Origin of the sequence: Streptomyces rishiriensis, assembly GCF_003112535.1 — a bacterium.
Classification (GTDB): domain Bacteria; phylum Actinomycetota; class Actinomycetes; order Streptomycetales; family Streptomycetaceae; genus Streptomyces; species Streptomyces rishiriensis.
Genome location: NZ_BEWA01000005.1, coordinates 327,526 through 346,882 on the forward strand (window position 1 = coordinate 327,526; position 19,357 = coordinate 346,882).

Consider the following 19,357-nt stretch of genomic DNA (forward strand, 5'->3'; position numbering starts at 1 on the left):
TGACAGCGCCAGCGCCAGGAGGCCGACATCATGCACTGAACCGCTCCGGAAATCGATGGAGGATCCGGACTGGGGCCTCGTACCCAAGCGGACTGCGGACGCCGGCCGGAGCGCGTCTCCGACCATGATCCGGACCTTCCCGGGCCGGCAACCCTCCACCGGCTTCAGCAGAGGCTATTTGCACAGGTCAGCCTCATGCAAGGCGTGTACACCAGCGGGCGGGAATCCGCTGGTGAGCCGCTCGCCGGGGAAACCGGGCCGCGCGCAGTCCCCGAAAGCCGCACGGAGTCTTACGAAGTCGTGACGCGGCGGGGCCGGTCCCCGCAACCGCGGGTGAACCGCCTTACCGTGGGCGCAGGCGTGCACTGGTCACCGGCGGCGCCGGGTTCATCGGGTCCCCTGTGCCATGTCACGCGAGCATGCGGGAGTCGCGTCGGCCGGGTGCGCGGCTCGGGGGACCGTACCGGACCGGTGGTGCTGCCCGTGTCATGAAGCTGCCGCGGGCGGCACCACCTCGAAGCGGAGGCCGTCGGGTACGGCCGCCCGGGTCCCGCGCGCCGGGGCTCAGCGGCCGGCCGGTGGCCCGTGCCTCCCCTCCCTGCGCGACCGCAGCGCCAGCAGCAGCGCGGAGCCGCCGAACAGCACGGCGGTGACCAGCAGCCAGCGGGCGGCGAACCCGTCCGCGGACAGGCCGGTGAAGGACTCGTAGCGGGTCGCGACCCGGCCGCTGATCAGCGGGAACCACACCAGCAGCAGAAGTCCGGACAGGGTGGCGGGGACCCGGACGTACAGGGTCCGCTCCCGGCGGCCGACGGCGCCGAGCCCGCCGGTGACGGCCCGGTCCACGGCCGCGTACAGCGGCAGGAACACCAGGTCGTGCAGCACGGCCGCGCCCACGAACCACAGCGCCACCCCGAGCCGGTCCCCGGACAGCAGGCGCAGTCCCGCATAGCCGGCGAGCGCGAACGAGCAGGCCAGGAGCAGAATCTGCAACGGGCTTCCCAGCGGCGGGAGCACTGCGCGCATCACAGGTCTCCGAACGTCATCCGGGCCACCCACTTGGTGTTGAGCACACCGGGCACGGCGGGCGCGATGACCCGGGCCGGGTAGCCGTGGTCGGGGGTCAGCGGTTCACCGTTGACCTCCAGGGCGAGCAGCGAACGCGGGTCACGCACCTGGTCGGCGCGCAGGGCGGCCTCGCGGAAGGCGCCTCGCCGCTGGAGGGACTCCACCAGGACGTCGGGCGCCGCGTCCGCGTCGTACCCGACCAGCGCGGCAAGGTCCCGCAGCCGCACGCCCCGCCACCACTGGTCGCCGGTGGACCACCCCTCCACACAGGCGATGGGCAACGCCGCACTGTGCAACGGCAGTCGGAGCAGTTCGGCGCGGCTCAGCCGGACGGTCCCGGTCGGTCCGGCGACGACCACCCGCCATACCGCCTCGCTCGTCTCCCGTGCGCCGATCCCCCGGGACGCGGCCGTCTTGTTGATCTGGAAACCGCCGGGACCGCTGCCCGGGTCGGCTCCGCCGTGCGGGGCCAAGAGGGCCGTGCGGCGCAGCGGGCCGTCGAAGCACTGCCCGGCGGTGGTCCCGAACAACAGCAGTGAGCCGCCGCCGACCAGCCACAGCGCCCCTCGCCGGGACACCGTGGCCGCGGCGGGCCGCGGCGCGACCAGCGGGAAGTCCGGCGCCCCTCCCGCCTCCTCCTCACGGCCCTTCCCGGCCCGCATGCGGCGCGCGTTGCGTACGGCGGCCGGGGCGCGGAGCACCACGTGCACCACGAACGCGGCGAAGAACACCCAGGCGCCGTAGAAGTGCAGCGGATAGAAGGAACCGGGGAAGACGTAGTCCAGCTGGACGTCGAGCACTCCCGTCACGAACTCGAAGAGCGCCCCGCCGACGAGGAGCAGCAGGGAGACCCGCTCCAGGGCGTGCGCGAGCGACCGGGCCGGCGGCAGCGCGAACAGCTTCGGCGCCACCGACCACAGCTTGGCCAGCAGGACCGGGACGAGCGTGATCCCGAGCGTCACATGGACGCCCTGGGTGAGCCGGTACAGCCAGTACGGATGCGTCGGCCAGGCGAACAGGTAGAAGCCGAGGAGGCCCTTGTCCGGGGTCTTGTCGTTCACCGACGCGAGGTCCGGGTTGTAGGCGGCGTACGACAGCAGTCCCGTCACGAACAGCACGGTGATGCCGCCGAGCAGCACGAGACCGAGCACGGAGGTGAACCAGGGGCCGCGGACGGGACTGCGCCAGAAGCCGGGAGACGTGGGCCATGCGGACGAAGCAGATGAAGGGTGCGAGGCGGGCAACCGTGGCATGCGCCGACCGTAGGGCGCTGCACCCGCCCCGGGTCGGCGACACATGACGAAACACTGACGTCCGCGCGCGCAGCGGCCTCTGCGCCGTCCGGTCGGCCTAACCTTCCCCCCGTGACCCGTGATCTTCTCCGAGACCTGTACGCGACCGCGGCCGCAGCGCTGCTCGTCGCGACGGCCGTGCTGGTCGGCACCGCGATCGAGCGGGAGCACGGCACCCTGCACGTGAGCTGGCCGCCCCTGTACGCCCATGCGGATGCGCATGTCGGCCCCGGCACCCCGGCGGCCCTCGTCGTCGCCGTCGCCGTCGTGGCCTACGGCCCTCGGCTGGCCGCCCGGCTGCCGTGGCGCGCGCTGCCCGTCGCCGCCTGGGGCGCGTCCATGGCGTGGACGTGGTCCCTGGCGCTGATCGACGGCTGGCAGCGCGGGATCGCGGTACGGCTCACCACCAAGTACGAGTACCTGCAGGTCATCGACCGCTTCCAGGACATCCCGGCGACGCTGCGGGACTTCACCCACCACATCCTGCTGCACTCTCCCGGCAACTGGCCCGCGCATGTGGCGGGCCACCCTCCGGCGGCGACGGTCACGTTCGTCCTGCTCGACCGGGTCGGCCTCGGCGGCGGGGGCTGGGCCGGGGTCTGGTGCATCACCGTCGGGGCGTCGGCGTGTGCGGCGGTGCTGGTCGCCGTGCGGGCGCTCGCGGACGAGGCGCTCGCGCGCCGGGCGGCGCCGTTCCTGGTGATGGCGCCGGCCGCGGTGTGGACGGGTACCTCCGCGGACGGGTACTTCGCGGCGGTCGCCGCCTGGACGATCGCCCTCTTCGCCCTCGCCGTCACCGGACACCGGCCGCCGCTCACCGGCTTCGCCGCCGGGCTTCTCTTCGGTCTCACCTGCTATCTCTCCTACGGGCTCACCCTCTTCGTCGTGATCGCCGGCGCCGTCCTCCTGCTCGGCGGTCCGCGCCGGATCCGGCCCCTGCCCTACGCCCTCGCCGGAGTCACCGTCGTCCCGTTCGTGTTCACCCTCGCGGGCTTCGACTGGTGGGAGGCCTACCGTCTCCTGGTCGTGCGCTACTACCAGGGGGCCGGCGGCATCCGGCCCTACGGCTACTGGGTGTGGGCCAACCTCGCCTGCACGGTCCTGATCGTGGGCCCGGCGACGGTGGCGGGCCTGCGGCGCGCCGTGGCCACGCTCCTCGGGCACGCGGGACGGCTCGGGAGGCGTCCCTCCCCGGACGCTCCGCCGCCCGCCGCCGCTCTCCCGCCCGCCGCCGCTCTCCCGCCCGGCGACGCTCTCCCGCCCGGCGACGCTCTCCCGCCCGTCCGGACACCCGACGGCCACGGCGCGTCCGTACGCGTCGCGCCCGCCCCGCACTCGCGTGTCCGGTCCCTGACGAGCGCGCCCGGCGCCTCCCCCGACCTGCGTCTCGCCCTCCTCGCGACCGCCGCGCTGACCGCCCTGCTCCTGGCGGACCTGTCCGGGATGAGCAAGGCCGAGACCGAGCGCATCTGGCTGCCGTTCGCCATGTGGCTCCTCGCCTCGTGCGCGTTCCTGAGCCGTCCCCGCGGCTGGCTCGCCGCGCAGGCCACGGTCGCCCTCCTCCTCAATCACCTGCTGCTGACCGGCTGGTGACCGTCCGCCCGTCCCGGTGGTCAGCCTCCCGTTCGTGCGAGGACGTCCTCGAGGGACTCCGCACGGCGCAGCGGCTCGAACGTGACGTCGCCCCGGGGACCGACGCGCACGCCGTGGACGGCGGGGTCGGGAAGGCTGTTGTAGTGGAAGGGGGTGGAGGAGTAGTACGCGCCGGTGTCGAGGAGGGAGACGATGTCGCCGGGCGCGAGCAACGGGAGGGGGCGAGCCCGGGCGACCAGGTCGCCGGAGAAGCAGCAGGGGCCGGCGATGTCCTGGGGTACCGGTTCGCCCGCTTTGCGGCTGCCGTCGGGGCCGTGGGCGGTGATCCGCAGGGGCCAGGACGACGGCAGGAACACGGTGCGGGCCGCCACCTGGGCGCCGGCGTGGGTGATGGCGACGGGACGTCCGCCGGAGGTCTTCGTGTATTCCACGCGGGCGGCGGTGAACCCGTTCTTGGCCAGCAGGGACCGGCCGAATTCGGTGACGATCCGGTAGTCGCCGCTGAACAGGCGCGGCACGCGGTCCTGGAGGCACCGCACATAGGCGTCGAAGCCGGGAGCCGTCTCGTCGTCGCGGAAGTTGACGGGGAGCCCGCCGCCGATGTCGATGCCGCTCACCTGGCGGCGGCCGAGCCCCGCGTCGACCTCGTCGGCGAAGGCCACGGCCCGCGCGACGCCCTCGGCCATCAGTTCCAGCGGGCAGCCCTGCGAGCCGACGTGCGCGTGGACCCAGGTCAGCCAGGGGCGGGCGCGGTAGGCGTCGAGGAGGCGGCGGCGGTTTCCGTCGTCGTCCAGCGCGACGCCGAACTTGGACGTGGCGGTCGCCGTGCTCGTCTCCGCGATGTCGCCGCCTCCGACCTGGGGGTTGAGACGGACGCCGAGGGGCGAGGCGGACGGGCGCTGCGCGAGGATCTCGTCGATGCGGTCCAGTTCCTGGAAGCTGTCGGCGTTCACCGCGACGCCCAGTGCGAGAGCCCGCGCCAGATCCGAGCGGGTCTTGGCCGGGGAGTCGAAGACGATCCGGTCCGGCGTGAATCCGGCGGCCAGGGCCTGGGCGAGTTCGCCGGCGCCGGCCACCTCGCACCCCGTGCCGAGGGCGCGCAGCTCCCTCAGCACGGGGACCAGGCAGTTCGCCTTCGCCGCGAAGGCGTGCAGGACGCTCAGGGTGTCGGGGAACGCCGCGCGCAGCGCCCTCACGCTCGCGGCGACGCCGTCGAGGTCGACGAACGCGGCCAGGACGGCGCCGTCGGGGTCGAGGAGACCCTGCCGTACGGCGGCCCGCAGGATGCGCTCGCGCCGTTCGGCGGCAGAGGTGTTCGCACTCGTCATGGGGTCTGGTTCCTTGTGGGTCGGACGCCGCAGGTCCGGCGGGGAAGCCGGTTCACGACGGCGGGTTCCGGGGGCCGGCCGCTCACAGGCCGAAGAGCCGGGCCCCGTTGTCGTGGCACACCGCCCGCAGCCACTCCTGTCCGAGGTCCAGCCGCTCCAGGGCCTGGAGCTGCCGGACGTACGGGTAGGGGATGTTGGGGAAGTCGGATCCGAGCAGGATGCGGTCGCCGAGCGCGGTCAGCCTGGGCAGCGCCCCGGTGGGGAACGGCGAGAGCCTCTCGGCGAAGTCGGTGAAGGTCATGGTCGTGTCCAGACGCACCTCCGCGTACCGCTCGGCGAGATCGAGGAACTCCTCGTACTCGGGCATCCCCATGTGGGCGACGATCAGGCGCAGTCGGGGGTGCCGCGCCAGCACCTGTGCGATCGGCTCCGGGCCGGTGTGCTTGCCGGGCGCGGGGCCGGAGCCGCAGTGGATCACGACGGGGATCCCCGCCTCGGCCAGCAACCCCCAGGCCGGGTCGAGGAGTTCGCCGGCCGGGTCGTACGCGCCCACCTGCACATGCGCCTTGAAGACGCGCGCGCCCGCCTCGACGGCCTCGCGGACGTAGGTCTCGACGCCCGGCTCGGGGTAGAGGGTGGCGGTGTGCAGGCAGCCGGGGGTGCGGCGGGCGAAGTCGGCCGCCCAGCCGTTGAGCCAGCGGGCCATGCCCGGCTTGTGCGGGTAGAGCATCGAGGTGAACGCCCGCACACCGAACTCGCCCAGCAGACCGGCCCGTTCCGCCTCCTCCTGGCGGTAGGTGATCGGCCAGGAGAGGCCGCCGGTCAGCGGTCCCAGCGCGTCGAAGTACTCCCACACCTTGCGCAGGACGCGTTCGGGCATGAAGTGCGTGTGGACGTCGACCAGGCCGGGCAGGCCGAGCCGGCCCCAGAACCGGCGGACCTCGGCCGCCTCCTCACCGGCGGAGCGCTCGGATGCGGGGTCTGCGGGGGGCGTGCGGTGATCGTTCATGGCGTCCACGATCGGCCCGGGCGAGGTGGCGGGTCCACTCCCCCGCACGAAGGACCGGTGAGGAACGCGTCACGGGCGGCGCCGGGCGCCATGTGCCGCGTGGGCAGCCGTTCGGGCAGCATGCCGGTGAACCGGGGCGAGGGCTCGACGCCCAGCTCCTCGTGCAGCAGACGGCGGAACGCGCAGTAGTGGCGTATCGCCTCGCTGGGGTTGCCCTCCGCGAGATGCGCCGAGACGACGGCCCGGTGGGCGCTCTCCCGCAGCGGCTCGGCGCGCACGCTCACCCAGGCCGCTTCCAGGGCCAGGGCGGGTCTGTCCTGCCGGATCAGCGCCTCGGCCAGCGTGTCGAGCGCGTGCAGCCGCAGCTGCCGCAGGCGTTCGCGCTCCACGAGGACCCACTCCTCGTCCCAGCCCGGCAGCAGGTCGTCGCCGAGCAGCGGGTCCGGCGGGGACAGGGCGTCGTGCGCCGGACCGCAGCCCCGCACCACGGCGAGCGCCGTGCGGGTGAGGAGGTGGACGTCCACCAGCAGGTCCGGGGCGATCTGGAGCGAGTCTCCGCGGCAGGCGATCAGGGGCGGCTCCGCGCGCGGCAGCTTCCACAGGGCGGTGCGCAGACTGCCCCGGGCGTGCTCCTCGGTGACCTCGGGCCACAGTGTGCCGGCGAGGACGGTGCGGGTGGCCCTCCGGCGCAGTCCCGTGAAGGCCAGGAGACGCTGGCCGTTGCGGCACGGTTCGACGGTCTCGCCGGCGAGTTCCAGCCGGAACCCGCCGAGCAACCGCAACCGGGGCGCAGACGCCAACTGGTCCTCCGTGGTGTTGCGCCGACGGCGGGCGGCGTGCGACGTGGGTCGAGGAGGCCTCCGTCACCAGTCTCGGTCCCTCACCCGGGCACGGCAACTCCTTCCGGCGGTTCCGGGTTCCCGGTCCCCGTTGGCTCAGGGGATCTCCTGCTCGGCCCAGATGATCTTTCCGTCGGCGGTGTAGCGGGCTCCCCACCGGTGGGCGAGCTGGGCCACCAGGAAGAGGCCGCGGCCCCCCTCGTCGGTGATCCGGGCGTGGCGCAGCCGGGGAGCCGTGCTGCTGGCGTCGGCGACCTCGCAGGTCAGACGCGCGTCGCAGAGCAGGCGCAGACGGATCGGCGGGGTGGCGTAGCGGACCGCGTTGGTCACCAGCTCGCTCACGATGAGTTCGGACGTCGTGGCCAGGTCGGCCAGCCCCCAGGCCTCCACCTGCCGGGTCGCGCGGGCCCGGACGTCGGCGACGGCGGCAGGGTCGGCGGGCACGTCCCAGGAGACGACGCGGTCGGGGCCCAGGGCGTGCGTGCGGGCCAGCAGCAGGGCGATGTCGTCGGACTGGGGCACGGGCACCAGCCGGCGCACCGCGGAGGCGCACAGGACGTCCAGGTCGGCGTGGGATCCGGCGAGCGCCTCGCCGAGCAGGGCCATGCCGTGTTCCATGTCCTGGTCGGCGCCGCCGATGAGGCCGTTGGTGTAGAGGCCGATCAGACTCTTCTCGGGGAGTTCGATCTCGGCGGCCTCGAAGGCCATGCCGCCGAGTCCGAGGGGCGGTCCGGCGGGCGGCTCGGGGTAGGACACGCGCCCGTCGGGGGAGACGACGACCGGGGGCGGATGCCCGGCGCGGGCCATCGTGCACCTCCGGGTGACCGGGTCGTAGACGGCGTACAGGCAGGTCGCCCCGAGGAAGCCGGTCGAGCCCTGCGGGGCGGCGGTGTCGTCGGTGCGCTCCGCGCTCAGCCGCAGGACCAGATCGTCGAGGTGGGCGAGCAGCTCGTCCGGGGGCATCTCCATGTCGGCGAGGGTCTGCACCGCGGTGCGCAGCCGTCCCATGCTGGCCGCGGCGGCGATCCCGTGCCCCACCACGTCGCCGACGACGAGACCCACGCGCGCCCCGGACAGCGGGATCACGTCGAACCAGTCGCCGCCCACCCCGTCCGTGGGGTCGGCCGGGAGGTAGGAGGAGGCCACCTCCAGCGCCGTGCCGCCGACCAGGGCGTGCGGGAGCAGACTGCGCTGCAGGGTGACGGCCGCGGTGTGCTCCCTGGTGTACCGGCGGGCGTTGTCGACGCACAGCGCCGCCCGCGCCACCAGCTCGCGGGCCAGCAGCACGTCGTCGGGCTGGAACGAGACGGGATTGAGCGACCGGACGAACGTGGCGAGGCCCAGGGCGGTGTTGCGGGCCCGCAGCGGCACGGAGATGAGGGAGTGCAGACCGAACGCCTCGATGTTCGCCGCTCTCTCGGGCTGTTCGGAGGTCCACAGCTCGTCGGCCCCGTCGAGCACCGGGATGAGGATCGGCTCGCCGTCGATGAGCAGGTTCGCGCCGTACGGCGGGGGGACGAAGTCCACGGTGTCCCCGACCCGTGCGACGGCCTCCGGGCAGCCCTCGCGCACCGAGGTCATCCCGGCCCGGCGCATCACCGGCCGGTCGGGGGGCGGCCCGGCGTCGGTCAGCCAGGTGCCGTGCCCCTCCGTGCTGAGGACGGGCTCCAGGAGGTCGACGATGACGAAGTCCGCGAAGCGCGGGACGCAGAAGTCGGCGAGTTCCTGCGCCGTCCGCATCACGTCCAACGTGGTGCCGACGCGGGTGCCCGCCTCGTTGACCAGTGACAACAGCTGACGGGCGGTCCAGCGTTCGGTGACGTCCTGGACCATGTAGCAGACCCCGGTGACGGAGCCGTCGGCGCCCTCCAGCGGGAAGAAGGACGTGGAGTAGGCGCGCCGGCGGTGGGGATCCGCCCAACTCCACCCGAGGTACTCGTGGTCGGTGACCGGGACGCCGGTCTTCAGGACCTTGCGCATGAGCTTCTCGAGGGCGACCGCCTGCAGACCGGGCAGCAGCTCGCTCAGCCGGCGGCCCAGCCGCTGTTCGCGGGGCACGCCGCCGAGGCGTTCCAGGGTGTCGTTCAGCCACACGTACCGCAGCTCCAGGTCCATCACCGCCATCCCCACCGGGGAGCGGGTCAGGAACCCGTCGAGGACGGACTGGCCGACCGCCCGCCGGTGGCTCCGCTCACGCGCCGAGACCAGGAAGCACTCCGTCTCGCCGACCCGGAAGGACGCGGACACCCGCAGGTCGGCGTCGAGGGCGCGGCGGTCGCCGTGCCGCAGGGAGACGACGCCGCTCCACCCCATGCCGGCCCGGCAGCGCTCGGCGACGGCGGCCACCCGGGCCGGGTCGCGGGGCATCGCCACGAGCTCCGCGGCCGAGCGGCCGACCACGTCCGGCGCCGCCCGGCCGAGGAGCGCCTCGGCCTGCCGCGTCCAGCCGATCACGACCCCGTCCTCGGAGAGGATCGCCGCTGCGTCGGTGGACGCGTCCAGGAGATCGCCCGGACCTGCGGGCGTCGGGGCCTCGGAAGCTTCTCGCGCAGATTCCATGGGTGCCGTCCTCCACACGACCATGGTCCTGCCAGTCCGTCCGATGCGCACGGCGCCGGGCGGGCGCGGGCCGGGCCGGACAGCCCGGCTTCCGCCCGCGCCGGACGGGGAGCAGCATGGAAGGGCGGGAGGAGGATCCGATGACATCCGAGCCCGTTCACTCCGACGGTGACGTGTACCGTCCCCGGACGCCCCCGCCCACCGGGCTGCTCGACGTGCTGAGCGTCTCCGCGATGGTCGTCGACGCCGACGGGCGCATCGTGTTCTGGACCCCGCAGGCCGAGGACCTCATCGGCTACAGCGCCCAGGAGGCGCTGGGAAAGTACGCGGCGCGGCTGTTCATCCATCCCGAGCACCTCAAGGCCGTGGCGAAGCTGTTCGCGGAGGTGCTGGAGACCGGCCGGAGCTGGGCCGGCGCCTTCCCCATCCGGCACAAGGACGGCAGCACCCGCCTGATGGAGTTCCGCAACATGCGGCTGCAGGACGATCTCGGGGACGTCTACGCCCTGGGCATCGCCGCCGACCACACCCTGCTGCAGCGCGTGGAGACCGATCTGGCCCTGTGCGAGCGGCTGATCAACCAGTCTCCGATCGGGCTGGCCCTGCTCGACCCCGACCTGCGCTACCTCCTGGTGAACCCGGCTCTCGCGACGATCGACGGCGTTCCCGCCGAGGACCACGTCGGCCGCCTCCTCAGGGACACCCTGTTGCTGCCCGACGTCGACACCATCGAGTCCGCGCTGCGTCAGGTGCTCACCACCGGCACTCCGCTGCTCGACCAGTACCACGTGGGCCGTCCGCCGTCGGACCCCGGCCACGAGCACGCCTGGTCCCTGTCGTTCTACCGGCTGGAGGACCCCGGCGGGCGGGTGCTGGGCGCGGCGGCCTCGGTGGTCGACGTCACCGAACGGCACCGCGCGGCCGCCGAGGCCGACCGGGCCCGCCGCCGCCTGGCCCTCATCGCGGAGGCCTCCACGAGGGTCGGCACCACGCTGGAGGTGAAGCGGACCGCTCTCGAACTGGCCGAGATCGCCGTCTCCCAGCTCGCCGACGTGGTCGCCGTCGACGTCCTGGACTCCGCTCTGGCCTGCCGTCGTGCACGCCGCCCGGACAACGGTCCGGAGCTGTTCCGCGCGCTCGCCCTCAAGGCGGGCCATCCCACGGTGGCGCTGCGGGCCGCCGACGCCCCGGGCGACCTCGCGGCCTACGAGGGGGACCGGCTGGTCACCCTGTGCGTGCACACCGGCCGCCCGGTCCTGGTGCAGCACGTCGGCGACCGCGACCTGCCCCGGATCGCCCGCGACGCGGAGGCCGGCGCGCTGCTGGCCCGCGCCGGCGTCCACTCGTATCTCGCGGTGCCGTTGATCGCGCACGGCGAGGTGCTCGGCGCGCTCGACCTCAAACGCACCCGCAACCCGCTGCCGTTCGACGAGGACGACGTCATCCTGGCCGCCGAGCTGGCCGGCCGGGCCGCCGTGGCCATCGACAACGCCCGCTGGTTCCAGAGCGTGCGCAACACCGCGCTCACCCTCCAGCGCAGTCTGCTGCCCGACCACGCGCCCCGGCACACCGGTCTCGAACTGGCCTCCCGCTACCAGCCCGCCCAGGCCACCAGCGAGGTCGGCGGCGACTGGTACGACGTCATCCCCCTGACCGACGACAAGACGGCGCTGGTCGTCGGGGACGTGATGGGCAACGGCATCGACGCGGCCGCCACCATGGGCCGGCTGCGGACGGCCACCTGCGCCTACGCCGATCTCGATCTGGAGCCCGCCGCCGTGCTCCAGCACCTGGACAAGATCACCTGCGATCTGGAGCACTACATCGTCACGTGTCTGTACGCCGTGTTCGACCCCGGGTCCGGGCGGTGCCTCGTGGCCAACGCCGGGCACATGCCCCCGGCGCTGGCCCGCCCCGGCCGCCGGCCCAGACTGCTCGAACTGCCCTCCGGGGCGCCGCTCGGCGTCGGCGGCGTGCCCTTCGAGGCCACCACGATGGAGCTCTCCCCCGGTGACCTGCTCGTCCTCTACACGGACGGCCTCGTGGAGACCCGGCACCATTCCATCGACGACCGGTTGGAGGTCCTGCTGAGCTTCCTGGACGAGCCGGACCGTCCGCTGGAGGAGATCTGCGACCTCCTGCTGTACGGGCTGCGCCACCCCGAGGACCACGACGACGTCGCCCTGCTCGTGGCCCGGGCCACGGTTCCCTGAGGGAACGGGAGCGGGCCCCTCACCCGGGGGCCCGGTCCGGCGGCGGGCCCGGTGCGGCGTCCGGGCCGTCCGCCATGACGAGGGAGGCGATGTGGGCGGTGACCGTGTCCAGGACGCCGGTCCAGGCCGCCTCGTCGCCGAGCACGAGGTAGTTGAGGGTCAGACCGTCGGTCATGGCCGCCAGGTAGCGGGCGAGGACGGTGACGGGAACCCGCAGTCTGAGATCCCTGCCGGCGCGGAGCTGTTCGATGAGGTGGGTGTAGGCCTCGCCGTACATCTCGTGCTGACGGCGCGCCAGGTGCTCGAATCCCGGCTGGCGCAGGGCGTACTGGGTGAGTTCGTAGGTCAGCATGTGCTCGTCGGGATGCGTGCGCACATGGTCCCAGTACGCCTGGAAGCCGGCCCGGACGGTGTCCTCCAGGGTCGCCCTGGGCCGCAGCGCCTCCTTGACCAGCGTCACGTAGTGGTCGGTGATGGTCGTGATGACGGACTCCACCAGTGCCTGCTTGGAGTCGAAGCAGTAGTGGAAGACGCTGAGGGACACGCCCGCCTCGGCGGCGATCGCCCGGGTCGTCGTCTTGGCGACGCCGTCCCGGGCCATGGCCCTGATCGCCGCTTCGGTCAGCTGCCGGCGCCGTTCGGCCGACGGCATCCGTGCCATGAGCGTGTCCTTCGCGTTCGTCCGGCGGCGGCCGTCAGCTGCTGTAGACGCCCACCTCGTGGAGCGAGTATCCCCAGTCGGTGCCGCGGCTCAGACCGTGCACCCGGACGTAGCGGGCCGGCGTGCCGGTGAAGGAGGCCGTGTCCAGGCCGCCGTCGCCCGACGAGGTGGACCAGACGGTCTGCCAGTTCGTCCCGTCGGTGGAGAGCTCGATGCGGTACGCCTTGCCGTACGCGCGCTCCCAGTCGAGGGTGACGCGCTTGACGAGGTCGGTACCGCCCAGGTCGACGCTCAGCCACTGGTCGTCGCTCCAGTCGCTGGCCCAGCGGGTGCCCGTGTCGCCGTCCACCGCCCGGCCCGGCTGGTAGCTGGTGAACGGGTTGGACTCCGACGAACTGGCCGTCGCCGCGGCCCCCTTGGCGAGATTCGTCCCTGCCTGGTGCCGCTCGGAGGCGCCCCAGGTGTCGAGGTAGGACTCGGCGCCCCGCAGGAGGTCCTTCACCACGTCCTGGCCGCCGACGCGGCGGATGTCCTCGATCCAGTCCGGGATCATGCCGACGTGGGCGGCGCCGTCGGTGTTGATGTCGAAGGTGCGCGTGCCGGTCGTCAGCCGGTCGATCACCGAGCCGCCGTCGGCGCTGCGGAACGGGTAGGTCACCTTGTCGGCGGCGTCGGCGCCGCGCGGGGCGGGGTGGTCGCCGATGCCGTTGAAGTCGGTGCCGTAGCCGTAGCCCACGCCGTACTTGTCCCGCAGCGCCTTGGTGCGCTGCGCCTCCGCGACGAACCCCTGCGAGCCGTGCATGTACTGGGCGACGAAGCCGCCGAGGCCGTAGACCCGCTCGGTCCAGTCGAGGTCCATCCAGCTGTGCGAGGAGATCACCCCGGGGTAGGACGCGGCCTGGAGGATGTCGAGCACCCGGCCGACGGCCTTGACGCTCATGTGGTCGATCTCCAGCATCATCTTGCGTTGCATCATGCCGCGCGCCGCGTACTCGCCGAGCGCGGTGAGACCGCGGGTGTTGCACTGCGCGTTCGCGTCGTAGGACGGGACGCGGGTGCCGGCGGGCAGGTCCGACTCCGCCGCGGACGCGGCGGTGCCGATGGGGTTGTCGTGCTGCGGGCCGGTACACTTCTCGGTCTGCCAGAAGGTGCCCGTCGACAGGAACTGGCCGACGTTGATGGCCGTTCCGAGGCCGCCCTCGTCGAAGCGGACGCCGCACAGCGCGTTGTCGAACTTGTGGCAGAGGAACATGCTGCGCACGCCGAGCGCGTACAGCTCGTCCAGTCCCTTGTCGATGTCGGCCTTGCTGCACTGCGCGATGTCGAGGATCTGCTTGCAGCCGAACGGCTCGGAGGTCTCGACGCCCAGGACGACGGCCAGCTTGCCCTGCTTGATGACGTCACGGGCCTGTGCGCTGTCGAGGACGATGCGGAACCAGCCCTTTCCGGCGCCGCCGTACTGCTTGTCGACATAGGCCTGCAGGTCGTAGGCCAGCTTCGCCTGCAGCCGGATCGAGGTCATCTCGTCACAACTGCGGTCCTTGAAGGGGTAGACGGAGCAGATCATGCCGTTGGTGACCAGGTCGTTGACGAGCACCCGCTGTCCGCCGCGCCAGGCCCGCTCGACCCAGGCGTAGTAGTTCGCCTGGTGGGTCATGGAGTCGTAGGCCGGCCAGTCCTTGAACGTCGGCCAGCCGACCGGGTCGTGCTTGCCGTCGCCGCCGTGGGTGATGTAGTCGAAGATCGCCAGGGTGCCGTCGGGGTAGTGCTCGGGACAGTCCTTGAGCGCGTCGGCGACGCCGGCCTCGGAGAAGACCTTGCCGCAGATCAGCCGCCCGCCGAAGGCCTCGTTGGAGAACAGGTGGTTGTGGGCGTCGACGAACCCGCGTACGTCCCCCGCGGAGTCGGTCCCGGTGAACGGTTCGCCGGTGACGCCGATCTGCGAGTCGGGGTTCGGCCTGGCCGTCGGCGTCCACCAGTCCGAACCGGCCGCCGAGCTCGGCGTGGGGCCGAGGACCGCCGCGAGCACGAGGAGGAGGAGCGAGACGACGGTGACATCTCGGCGTCTGCGGTACGGGCGTGCGGTCACGGTCACGTCCCACGTCCTTCGGTCGGGGTGAAGGCGCGGTCGACGGGAGCGTTCCGACCGCCCCTACGGTTGTCATGACCGGCGCAAGATAGTGGGACGAGGATCGCGACAGACCCGATCCGAGTCAAGAGTCCGGGACGCTTGACCTGATAACTGCGGGGCGGGGGCCAAACCCCCTCACCCGCCTGCCGGTTGCCCGGTTCCGGCCGGGCGCTCCGGCGCCGGGCGCGCGGGCCGCGACGGAGGCGCACCGGACGTGAGCAATGTCCGCGAGCAGTTTTGAACACGTTCAAGAAAGGAGTAGGGTCCACTTCCGACAGGGAGGGGACCTTCTCGTGAAGATCGTGTTGCCCGGTGGGACCGGGCAGGTGGGAACCGTGCTGCGCCGTGCGCTGACCGCGGCCGGACACGAGGTCGTGGTGCTGAGCAGGCGGCCCGCGGGCCGCGGCGAGATCGCGTGGGACGGCAGGACGCCCGGGCCCTGGACCGAGGCGGTCGACGGCAGCGATGTCGTCGTCAACCTGGCGGGCCGCAGCGTCAGTTGCCGCTACACGCCGGCCAACCTCAAGGAGATGATGGACTCGCGGGTGGACTCGGCACGGGTCGTGGGCGAGGCGATCGCCGCGGCCGCACGGCCGCCGAGGCTCTGGCTGCAGATGAGCACCGCCACCGTCTACGCGCACCGCTTCGACGCCCCCAACGACGAGGCCACCGGTGTGATCGGCGGCGCGGAGCCCGGCGTCCCGGCGTACTGGGGTTACAGCGTCGACATCGCGCGGGCCTGGGAGCGGGAACAGGAGCGGGCCGACACTCCCCTCACCCGCAAGGCGGCCCTGCGCTCGGCGATGGTGATGAGCCCGGACCGGGGCGGGGTGTTCGACGTCCTGTCGCGGCTGGCGCGGCTCGGTCTCGGCGGCCCGGTCGCGGGCGGCGCGCAGTACGTGTCGTGGATCCACGACCACGACTTCGTCCGCGCGGTCGAGTTCCTCATCGCCCGGGACGACCTCGACGGACCGGTGAACCTCGCCGCCCCCTCGCCCCTGCCGCACCGCGCCTTCATGCGTGCCCTGCGGGGCGCGTGGGGCGTCCCGGCAGGACTGCCCGCGACGAGGTGGATGGCCGGGCTCGGCGCTTTCGCCCTGCGCTCGGACACCGAGTTGCTGCTCAAGAGCCGGCGCGTCGTCCCGGGCCGGCTGCTCGACGCCGGCTTCGCCTTCGAGCACCCCGAATGGCCGCAGGCCGCCGCCGAGCTCGTACGGCGGGTGCGCGCACGCTGACGACGGGCCGCGCGGGACCGGGACCGCGCCGTCCGCGGGCGGGTGCGAGGACGGCGGGATCGCGGACGGCGCTCACGGGCCGCACGCTGCCGGTGACCCGGCGGCCGGTCGGGGCCGCGCGGACGTGCACAGGGGTCACGTCCGCGCGGTCGTGCCGCGACGCGTCAGCTCGTCGCGCGCACCGCGTCGAGGATCAGGTCGGCGACGGCCTTCGGCTGCGACACGGCCACGGCGTGCGAAGCGCCGTCGAGCTCGACGGTCGTCGCCCCGGCGCGCTTGGCGCCGAAGCGCTCCACCTCGGGGTTGATCGCCTCGTCCGCACCGGCGACCAGCGCCCAGGACGGCTTGGTCTTCCAGGCGGCCGCGGCGGCGGTCTCCTCGAACGCGGCGGCGGCCAGCGGGCGCTGCGCCGCGGCGAGGATCTTCGTGACGCCCGCGGGCACGTCGGCTGCGAACACCGACGGGAAGGCGTCCTCGGCGATGGTGACCTCGACGGCCGGCTCGCCGCCCGGCACCGGGTACGTCCACTCCTTGAGACTGCTGACCAGCGGCGAGAGCGGGAAGCGGCCCTGCAGCTCGCCGAGGCTCTCGCCCTCCTCCAGCACGTAGGCGGCGACGTAGACGAGGCCGACGACGTTCTCCGTGGCGCCGGCCACGGTGATGAGGGCGCCGCCGTAGGAGTGGCCGACGAGGATCACCGGGCCGTCGATCTGCGCGGCGACCGAGGCGACGTAGGCGGCGTCCGAGGCGAGACCGCGCAGCGGGTTGGGCGGGGCGATCACGGGAACGCCCTGGCCCTGCAGCTCGGCCATGACGCCGGCCCAGCTGCCCGCGTCGGCGAACGCGCCGTGGACCAGGACGACGGTGGGGGTGGTGGTCATGAGGGTGCTCTCTCCTGGAGTCTCAGACGTGCAGGGCGTCGCGCAGGGTGCCGACGGCCAGGGTGATGGCGGCCTCGGCGGCATAGGTCGGGCGCAGGGCGTTCAGCATCACGAAGTCGTGGATGATCCCCTGGAACCGCACCGCGGTGACCGGGACGCCGGCCGCACGCAGCTTGTTCGCGTACGCCTCGCCCTCGTCGCGCAGCACGTCGGCCTCACCGGTGATGACCAGCGCCGGCGGGAGGTCCTCGAGCTGCTCGGCGGTGGCGCGCAGCGGGGAGGCGGTGATCTGGGCGCGCTCGGCCTCGTCGGTCGTGTACTGGTCCCAGAACCACTGCATGCCGTCGCGGCGCAGGAAGTAGCCCTCCGCGAACTGGCGGTAGGAGCCGGTGTCGAAGCTCGCGTCGGTCACCGGGTAGAACAGCACCTGCTGGACCAGCGGGACGCCGCCGCGCTCCTTGGCCATCAGGGTGAGGGCGGCTGCCATGTTTCCGCCGACGGAGTCGCCGGCCACGGCCAGCCGGCCCCCGTCGAGTCCCTTGGAGGCGCCCTGCTCGACGATCCACCGGGCGACCGTGAAGTTCTGCTCGATGGCGACCGGGTAGCGCGCCTCGGGCGAGAGGTCGTACTCGGGGAAGACGACCGCGGCGTCCGCGCCGACGGCGAGCTCGCGCACCAGCCGGTCGTGGGTGTGGGCGTTGCCGAACACCCAGCCCGCGCCGTGGATGTACAGGATCACCGGCAGGACGCCCTCGGCGCCGGCCGGCTTGACGATCCGGGCGCGGACACTGCCCGTGGGACCCCCGGAGACGGTGATCCACTCCTCGTCGACCTCGGGCTTGTGGACCTCGCCGGACTGGACCTCGTCGACGGCCTTGCGACCCTCCGCCGGAGGCAGGTCGAAGAGGTACGGCGGGTTGGCGGTCGCCTCGGCGAACGCCGCGGCCTCCGGTTCGAGCACCGGCGTGACCGGCTCGACGACGTCGGACATGGCATCTCCAGCTGTTCTCGGTGTGCGCTGTCTTGCCCCGCCACGCTAAATCTGCCACGCCACCTGATTTTGTCCACCCGTGCACGGTCGGTGTTCCGACAGTGCACAGATGGGGATCAGATGAGATCAGACGCGATCGGATGAGATCACGCGAAGATCACGGGGCGCATCTCCGGACATGACTCTTCACGTTCCGTCCATCAGGTGGCCGGAACGTCGTCACCTCTCGGAGCACCCTCCGAAGTGCGCGGACTTCCCGGCGCCCCCTGAGAACACGCTTCTCGGACGGCGACGGGAAAGAAGCCGCCGGGGATTTCGATCGCATCACGCGGCCGCGCCCGCAAAACGCCGATCATCGACGCGATCCGGAAACTCCGCACGGTCCGCACGGTCCGGCCGCCCCCCATCGAGAACGGCCGGAGATTGCGGCTTTCCGCTTCCGGGACACGGCTGAAAACCCCGGCCGGCGGCTGCCAGCGCGGGCGGGCCGCGGACGCGGGGCGGCGGCTCAGCCCGGCACGGGACGCGTGGCGCGCCCCGCGGTGTCCCGCCATTCGCGCGGGGACATGCCGTAGGCGGCCCGGAAGACCCGGCTGAAGTGCGTGGCGCTCAGGAACCCCCACCGGCCGGCCACCGCCGCGATGGTCCTGCTTCCCCGGCCGTGCCGCCTCAGGTCGCGCCGGCATTCCTCCAGACGGCGGCGCAGGATCCACCGGCTCACGGTGGCGCCCTCGTCCTTGAACAGCTTGTGCAGATAGCGCACGGAGATGTGGTGGGCCCGCGCGATGCCCTCCGGGCACAGGTCCGGCTCCGTCAGGTGCAGTTCGACGTACTCCAGGATCCTGGCCAGCACCGGCGGCTGCGCGCCCGGAGTCTCCGGCGCACCCGTGCCCAACTGCTCGGCGGCGAGCGTCGACAGCAGGTTCACCGCGTTCCAGGCGAGCATCTCGCCGACCGGCGGCCGGGCCTCGGCCGCCGCCCTGGCGAGGTCCGACAGCAGCGGCGACAGCAGGGCGCCGAGCCGGGACGCGCGGGCGACGGGCGTGCGGACGATCCTGCGCACGTCGGGCTCCGCCAGGTCCAGCAGCGCGGCCGGGACGAGGAAGACCGTCGCGCGGAACGGCTCGCGGAACGCGAGGGCGGGGGCCCGACGGACGTCGTAGAAACAGACGTCCCCGGGCGCCAGCCACAGGCCGGCGGACTCGGCGGACTGGCCGGGGTCGACGGATCTGACGGGCTCGGTGAATTCGGCCGGTCTCGGGGCGCGCAGGGCGGGTCGGCCGACGGCTCCGACTCCGCGCAGACCGACGAAGAGGTACTCGCCGCCCTCACGGGCGAGCAGCCGGTGCGCCGCGTCCGGCGTCCCCTCGCCGGGCAGCCGGGCGGGCGACTCCTCGTCCCGCACGATGTCGACGCCGAGGGGCGTCCGGCTCGTGCGCCGGTCGAAGGCGCTGGGAGTGTCACAGGTGCTGGAACTGATGGTGGGCATCTTCCGCCGTTGCCTCCGGGGGACCGTCGCTCATGTCGTTCGGACCGTAGGTCGGCGGGTGTGCAAAA

General features: G+C 73.0%; 14 protein-coding genes. 3 read left to right on the forward strand and 11 right to left on the reverse strand.

Annotated features, from left to right (window positions below; genetic code table 11):
- Window positions 1-564: 564 nt before the first annotated feature.
- Window positions 565-1,026: a hypothetical protein gene (locus Sri02f_RS42025; protein ID WP_174855617.1), complete on the reverse strand. Its 462-nt coding sequence runs from the start codon at window positions 1,024-1,026 to the stop codon at window positions 565-567.
- A complete protein-coding gene (locus tag Sri02f_RS09810) occupies window positions 1,026-2,321 on the reverse strand; it encodes a molybdopterin-dependent oxidoreductase (RefSeq protein WP_167467517.1) in 1,296 nt (431 codons plus the stop codon). The genes Sri02f_RS42025 and Sri02f_RS09810 overlap by 1 nt, the downstream gene beginning before the upstream one ends.
- 111 nt (window positions 2,322-2,432) lie before the next feature.
- Here Sri02f_RS09810 and Sri02f_RS09815 point away from each other — a divergent pair, with 111 nt between their 5' ends.
- Window positions 2,433-3,953: a hypothetical protein gene (locus Sri02f_RS09815; protein ID WP_245970577.1), complete on the forward strand. Its 1,521-nt coding sequence runs from the start codon at window positions 2,433-2,435 to the stop codon at window positions 3,951-3,953.
- A 20-nt stretch (window positions 3,954-3,973) separates the two neighbouring features.
- Here the strand turns inward: Sri02f_RS09815 and Sri02f_RS09825 are convergent, their stop codons facing one another.
- The 4 genes from Sri02f_RS09825 to Sri02f_RS09840 form a co-directional block, all read right to left on the reverse strand.
- Complete coding sequence (locus Sri02f_RS09825) at window positions 3,974-5,281, reverse strand: type III PLP-dependent enzyme domain-containing protein (RefSeq protein ID WP_109000698.1); 1,308 nt, start codon at window positions 5,279-5,281, stop codon at window positions 3,974-3,976.
- Window positions 5,282-5,363: 82 nt separating this feature from the next.
- Window positions 5,364-6,290, reverse strand: coding sequence for an amidohydrolase family protein (locus tag Sri02f_RS09830; protein ID WP_109001010.1), 927 nt, complete (start codon window positions 6,288-6,290; stop codon window positions 5,364-5,366).
- The gene (locus Sri02f_RS09835) at window positions 6,287-7,090 is read right to left on the reverse strand and encodes an AfsR/SARP family transcriptional regulator (RefSeq protein WP_245970578.1); all 804 of its coding nucleotides are present in this window, start codon (window positions 7,088-7,090) and stop codon (window positions 6,287-6,289) included. Before Sri02f_RS09835 ends, Sri02f_RS09830 begins: the two co-directional genes overlap by 4 nt.
- Before the next feature lie 135 nt (window positions 7,091-7,225).
- Window positions 7,226-9,688: a SpoIIE family protein phosphatase gene (locus Sri02f_RS09840; RefSeq protein WP_109000700.1), complete on the reverse strand. Its 2,463-nt coding sequence runs from the start codon at window positions 9,686-9,688 to the stop codon at window positions 7,226-7,228.
- A gap of 140 nt (window positions 9,689-9,828) precedes the next feature.
- Between Sri02f_RS09840 and Sri02f_RS09845 the strand changes: the two genes are divergently transcribed.
- Window positions 9,829-11,901: a SpoIIE family protein phosphatase gene (locus tag Sri02f_RS09845; protein ID WP_109000701.1), complete on the forward strand. Its 2,073-nt coding sequence runs from the start codon at window positions 9,829-9,831 to the stop codon at window positions 11,899-11,901.
- A gap of 19 nt (window positions 11,902-11,920) precedes the next feature.
- Here Sri02f_RS09845 and Sri02f_RS09850 read toward each other — a convergent pair whose 3' ends face one another.
- Both Sri02f_RS09850 and Sri02f_RS09855 read right to left on the reverse strand, forming a co-directional pair.
- On the reverse strand, window positions 11,921-12,562 hold the full coding sequence (locus tag Sri02f_RS09850) for a TetR/AcrR family transcriptional regulator (protein WP_109000702.1): 642 nt from the start codon (window positions 12,560-12,562) through the stop codon (window positions 11,921-11,923).
- A 34-nt stretch (window positions 12,563-12,596) separates the two neighbouring features.
- Window positions 12,597-14,657 carry a galactose-binding domain-containing protein gene (locus tag Sri02f_RS09855; protein ID WP_109000703.1) on the reverse strand — a complete coding sequence of 687 codons (2,061 nt, stop codon included), beginning with the start codon at window positions 14,655-14,657 and terminating at the stop codon, window positions 12,597-12,599.
- A 329-nt stretch (window positions 14,658-14,986) separates the two neighbouring features.
- Here Sri02f_RS09855 and Sri02f_RS09860 point away from each other — a divergent pair, with 329 nt between their 5' ends.
- Window positions 14,987-15,928 (forward strand): DUF1731 domain-containing protein, encoded by a 942-nt coding sequence (locus tag Sri02f_RS09860; protein WP_109000704.1) that lies wholly within the window; start codon window positions 14,987-14,989, stop codon window positions 15,926-15,928.
- Between the two features lie 164 nt (window positions 15,929-16,092).
- On the opposite strand, the gene Sri02f_RS09865 is transcribed toward Sri02f_RS09860, so the two are convergent.
- The 3 genes from Sri02f_RS09865 to Sri02f_RS09875 all read right to left on the reverse strand — a co-directional run bounded on the left by Sri02f_RS09865 (window position 16,093) and on the right by Sri02f_RS09875 (window position 19,289).
- Window positions 16,093-16,809 carry an alpha/beta fold hydrolase gene (locus tag Sri02f_RS09865; protein WP_109000705.1) on the reverse strand — a complete coding sequence of 239 codons (717 nt, stop codon included), beginning with the start codon at window positions 16,807-16,809 and terminating at the stop codon, window positions 16,093-16,095.
- A gap of 22 nt (window positions 16,810-16,831) precedes the next feature.
- The gene (locus tag Sri02f_RS09870; protein ID WP_109000706.1) at window positions 16,832-17,800 is read right to left on the reverse strand and encodes an alpha/beta hydrolase; all 969 of its coding nucleotides are present in this window, start codon (window positions 17,798-17,800) and stop codon (window positions 16,832-16,834) included.
- A 508-nt stretch (window positions 17,801-18,308) separates the two neighbouring features.
- Window positions 18,309-19,289, reverse strand: a complete 981-nt coding sequence (locus tag Sri02f_RS09875; RefSeq protein ID WP_109000707.1) for a helix-turn-helix domain-containing protein — start codon at window positions 19,287-19,289, stop codon at window positions 18,309-18,311.
- Between the last annotated feature and the right edge of the window lie 68 nt (window positions 19,290-19,357).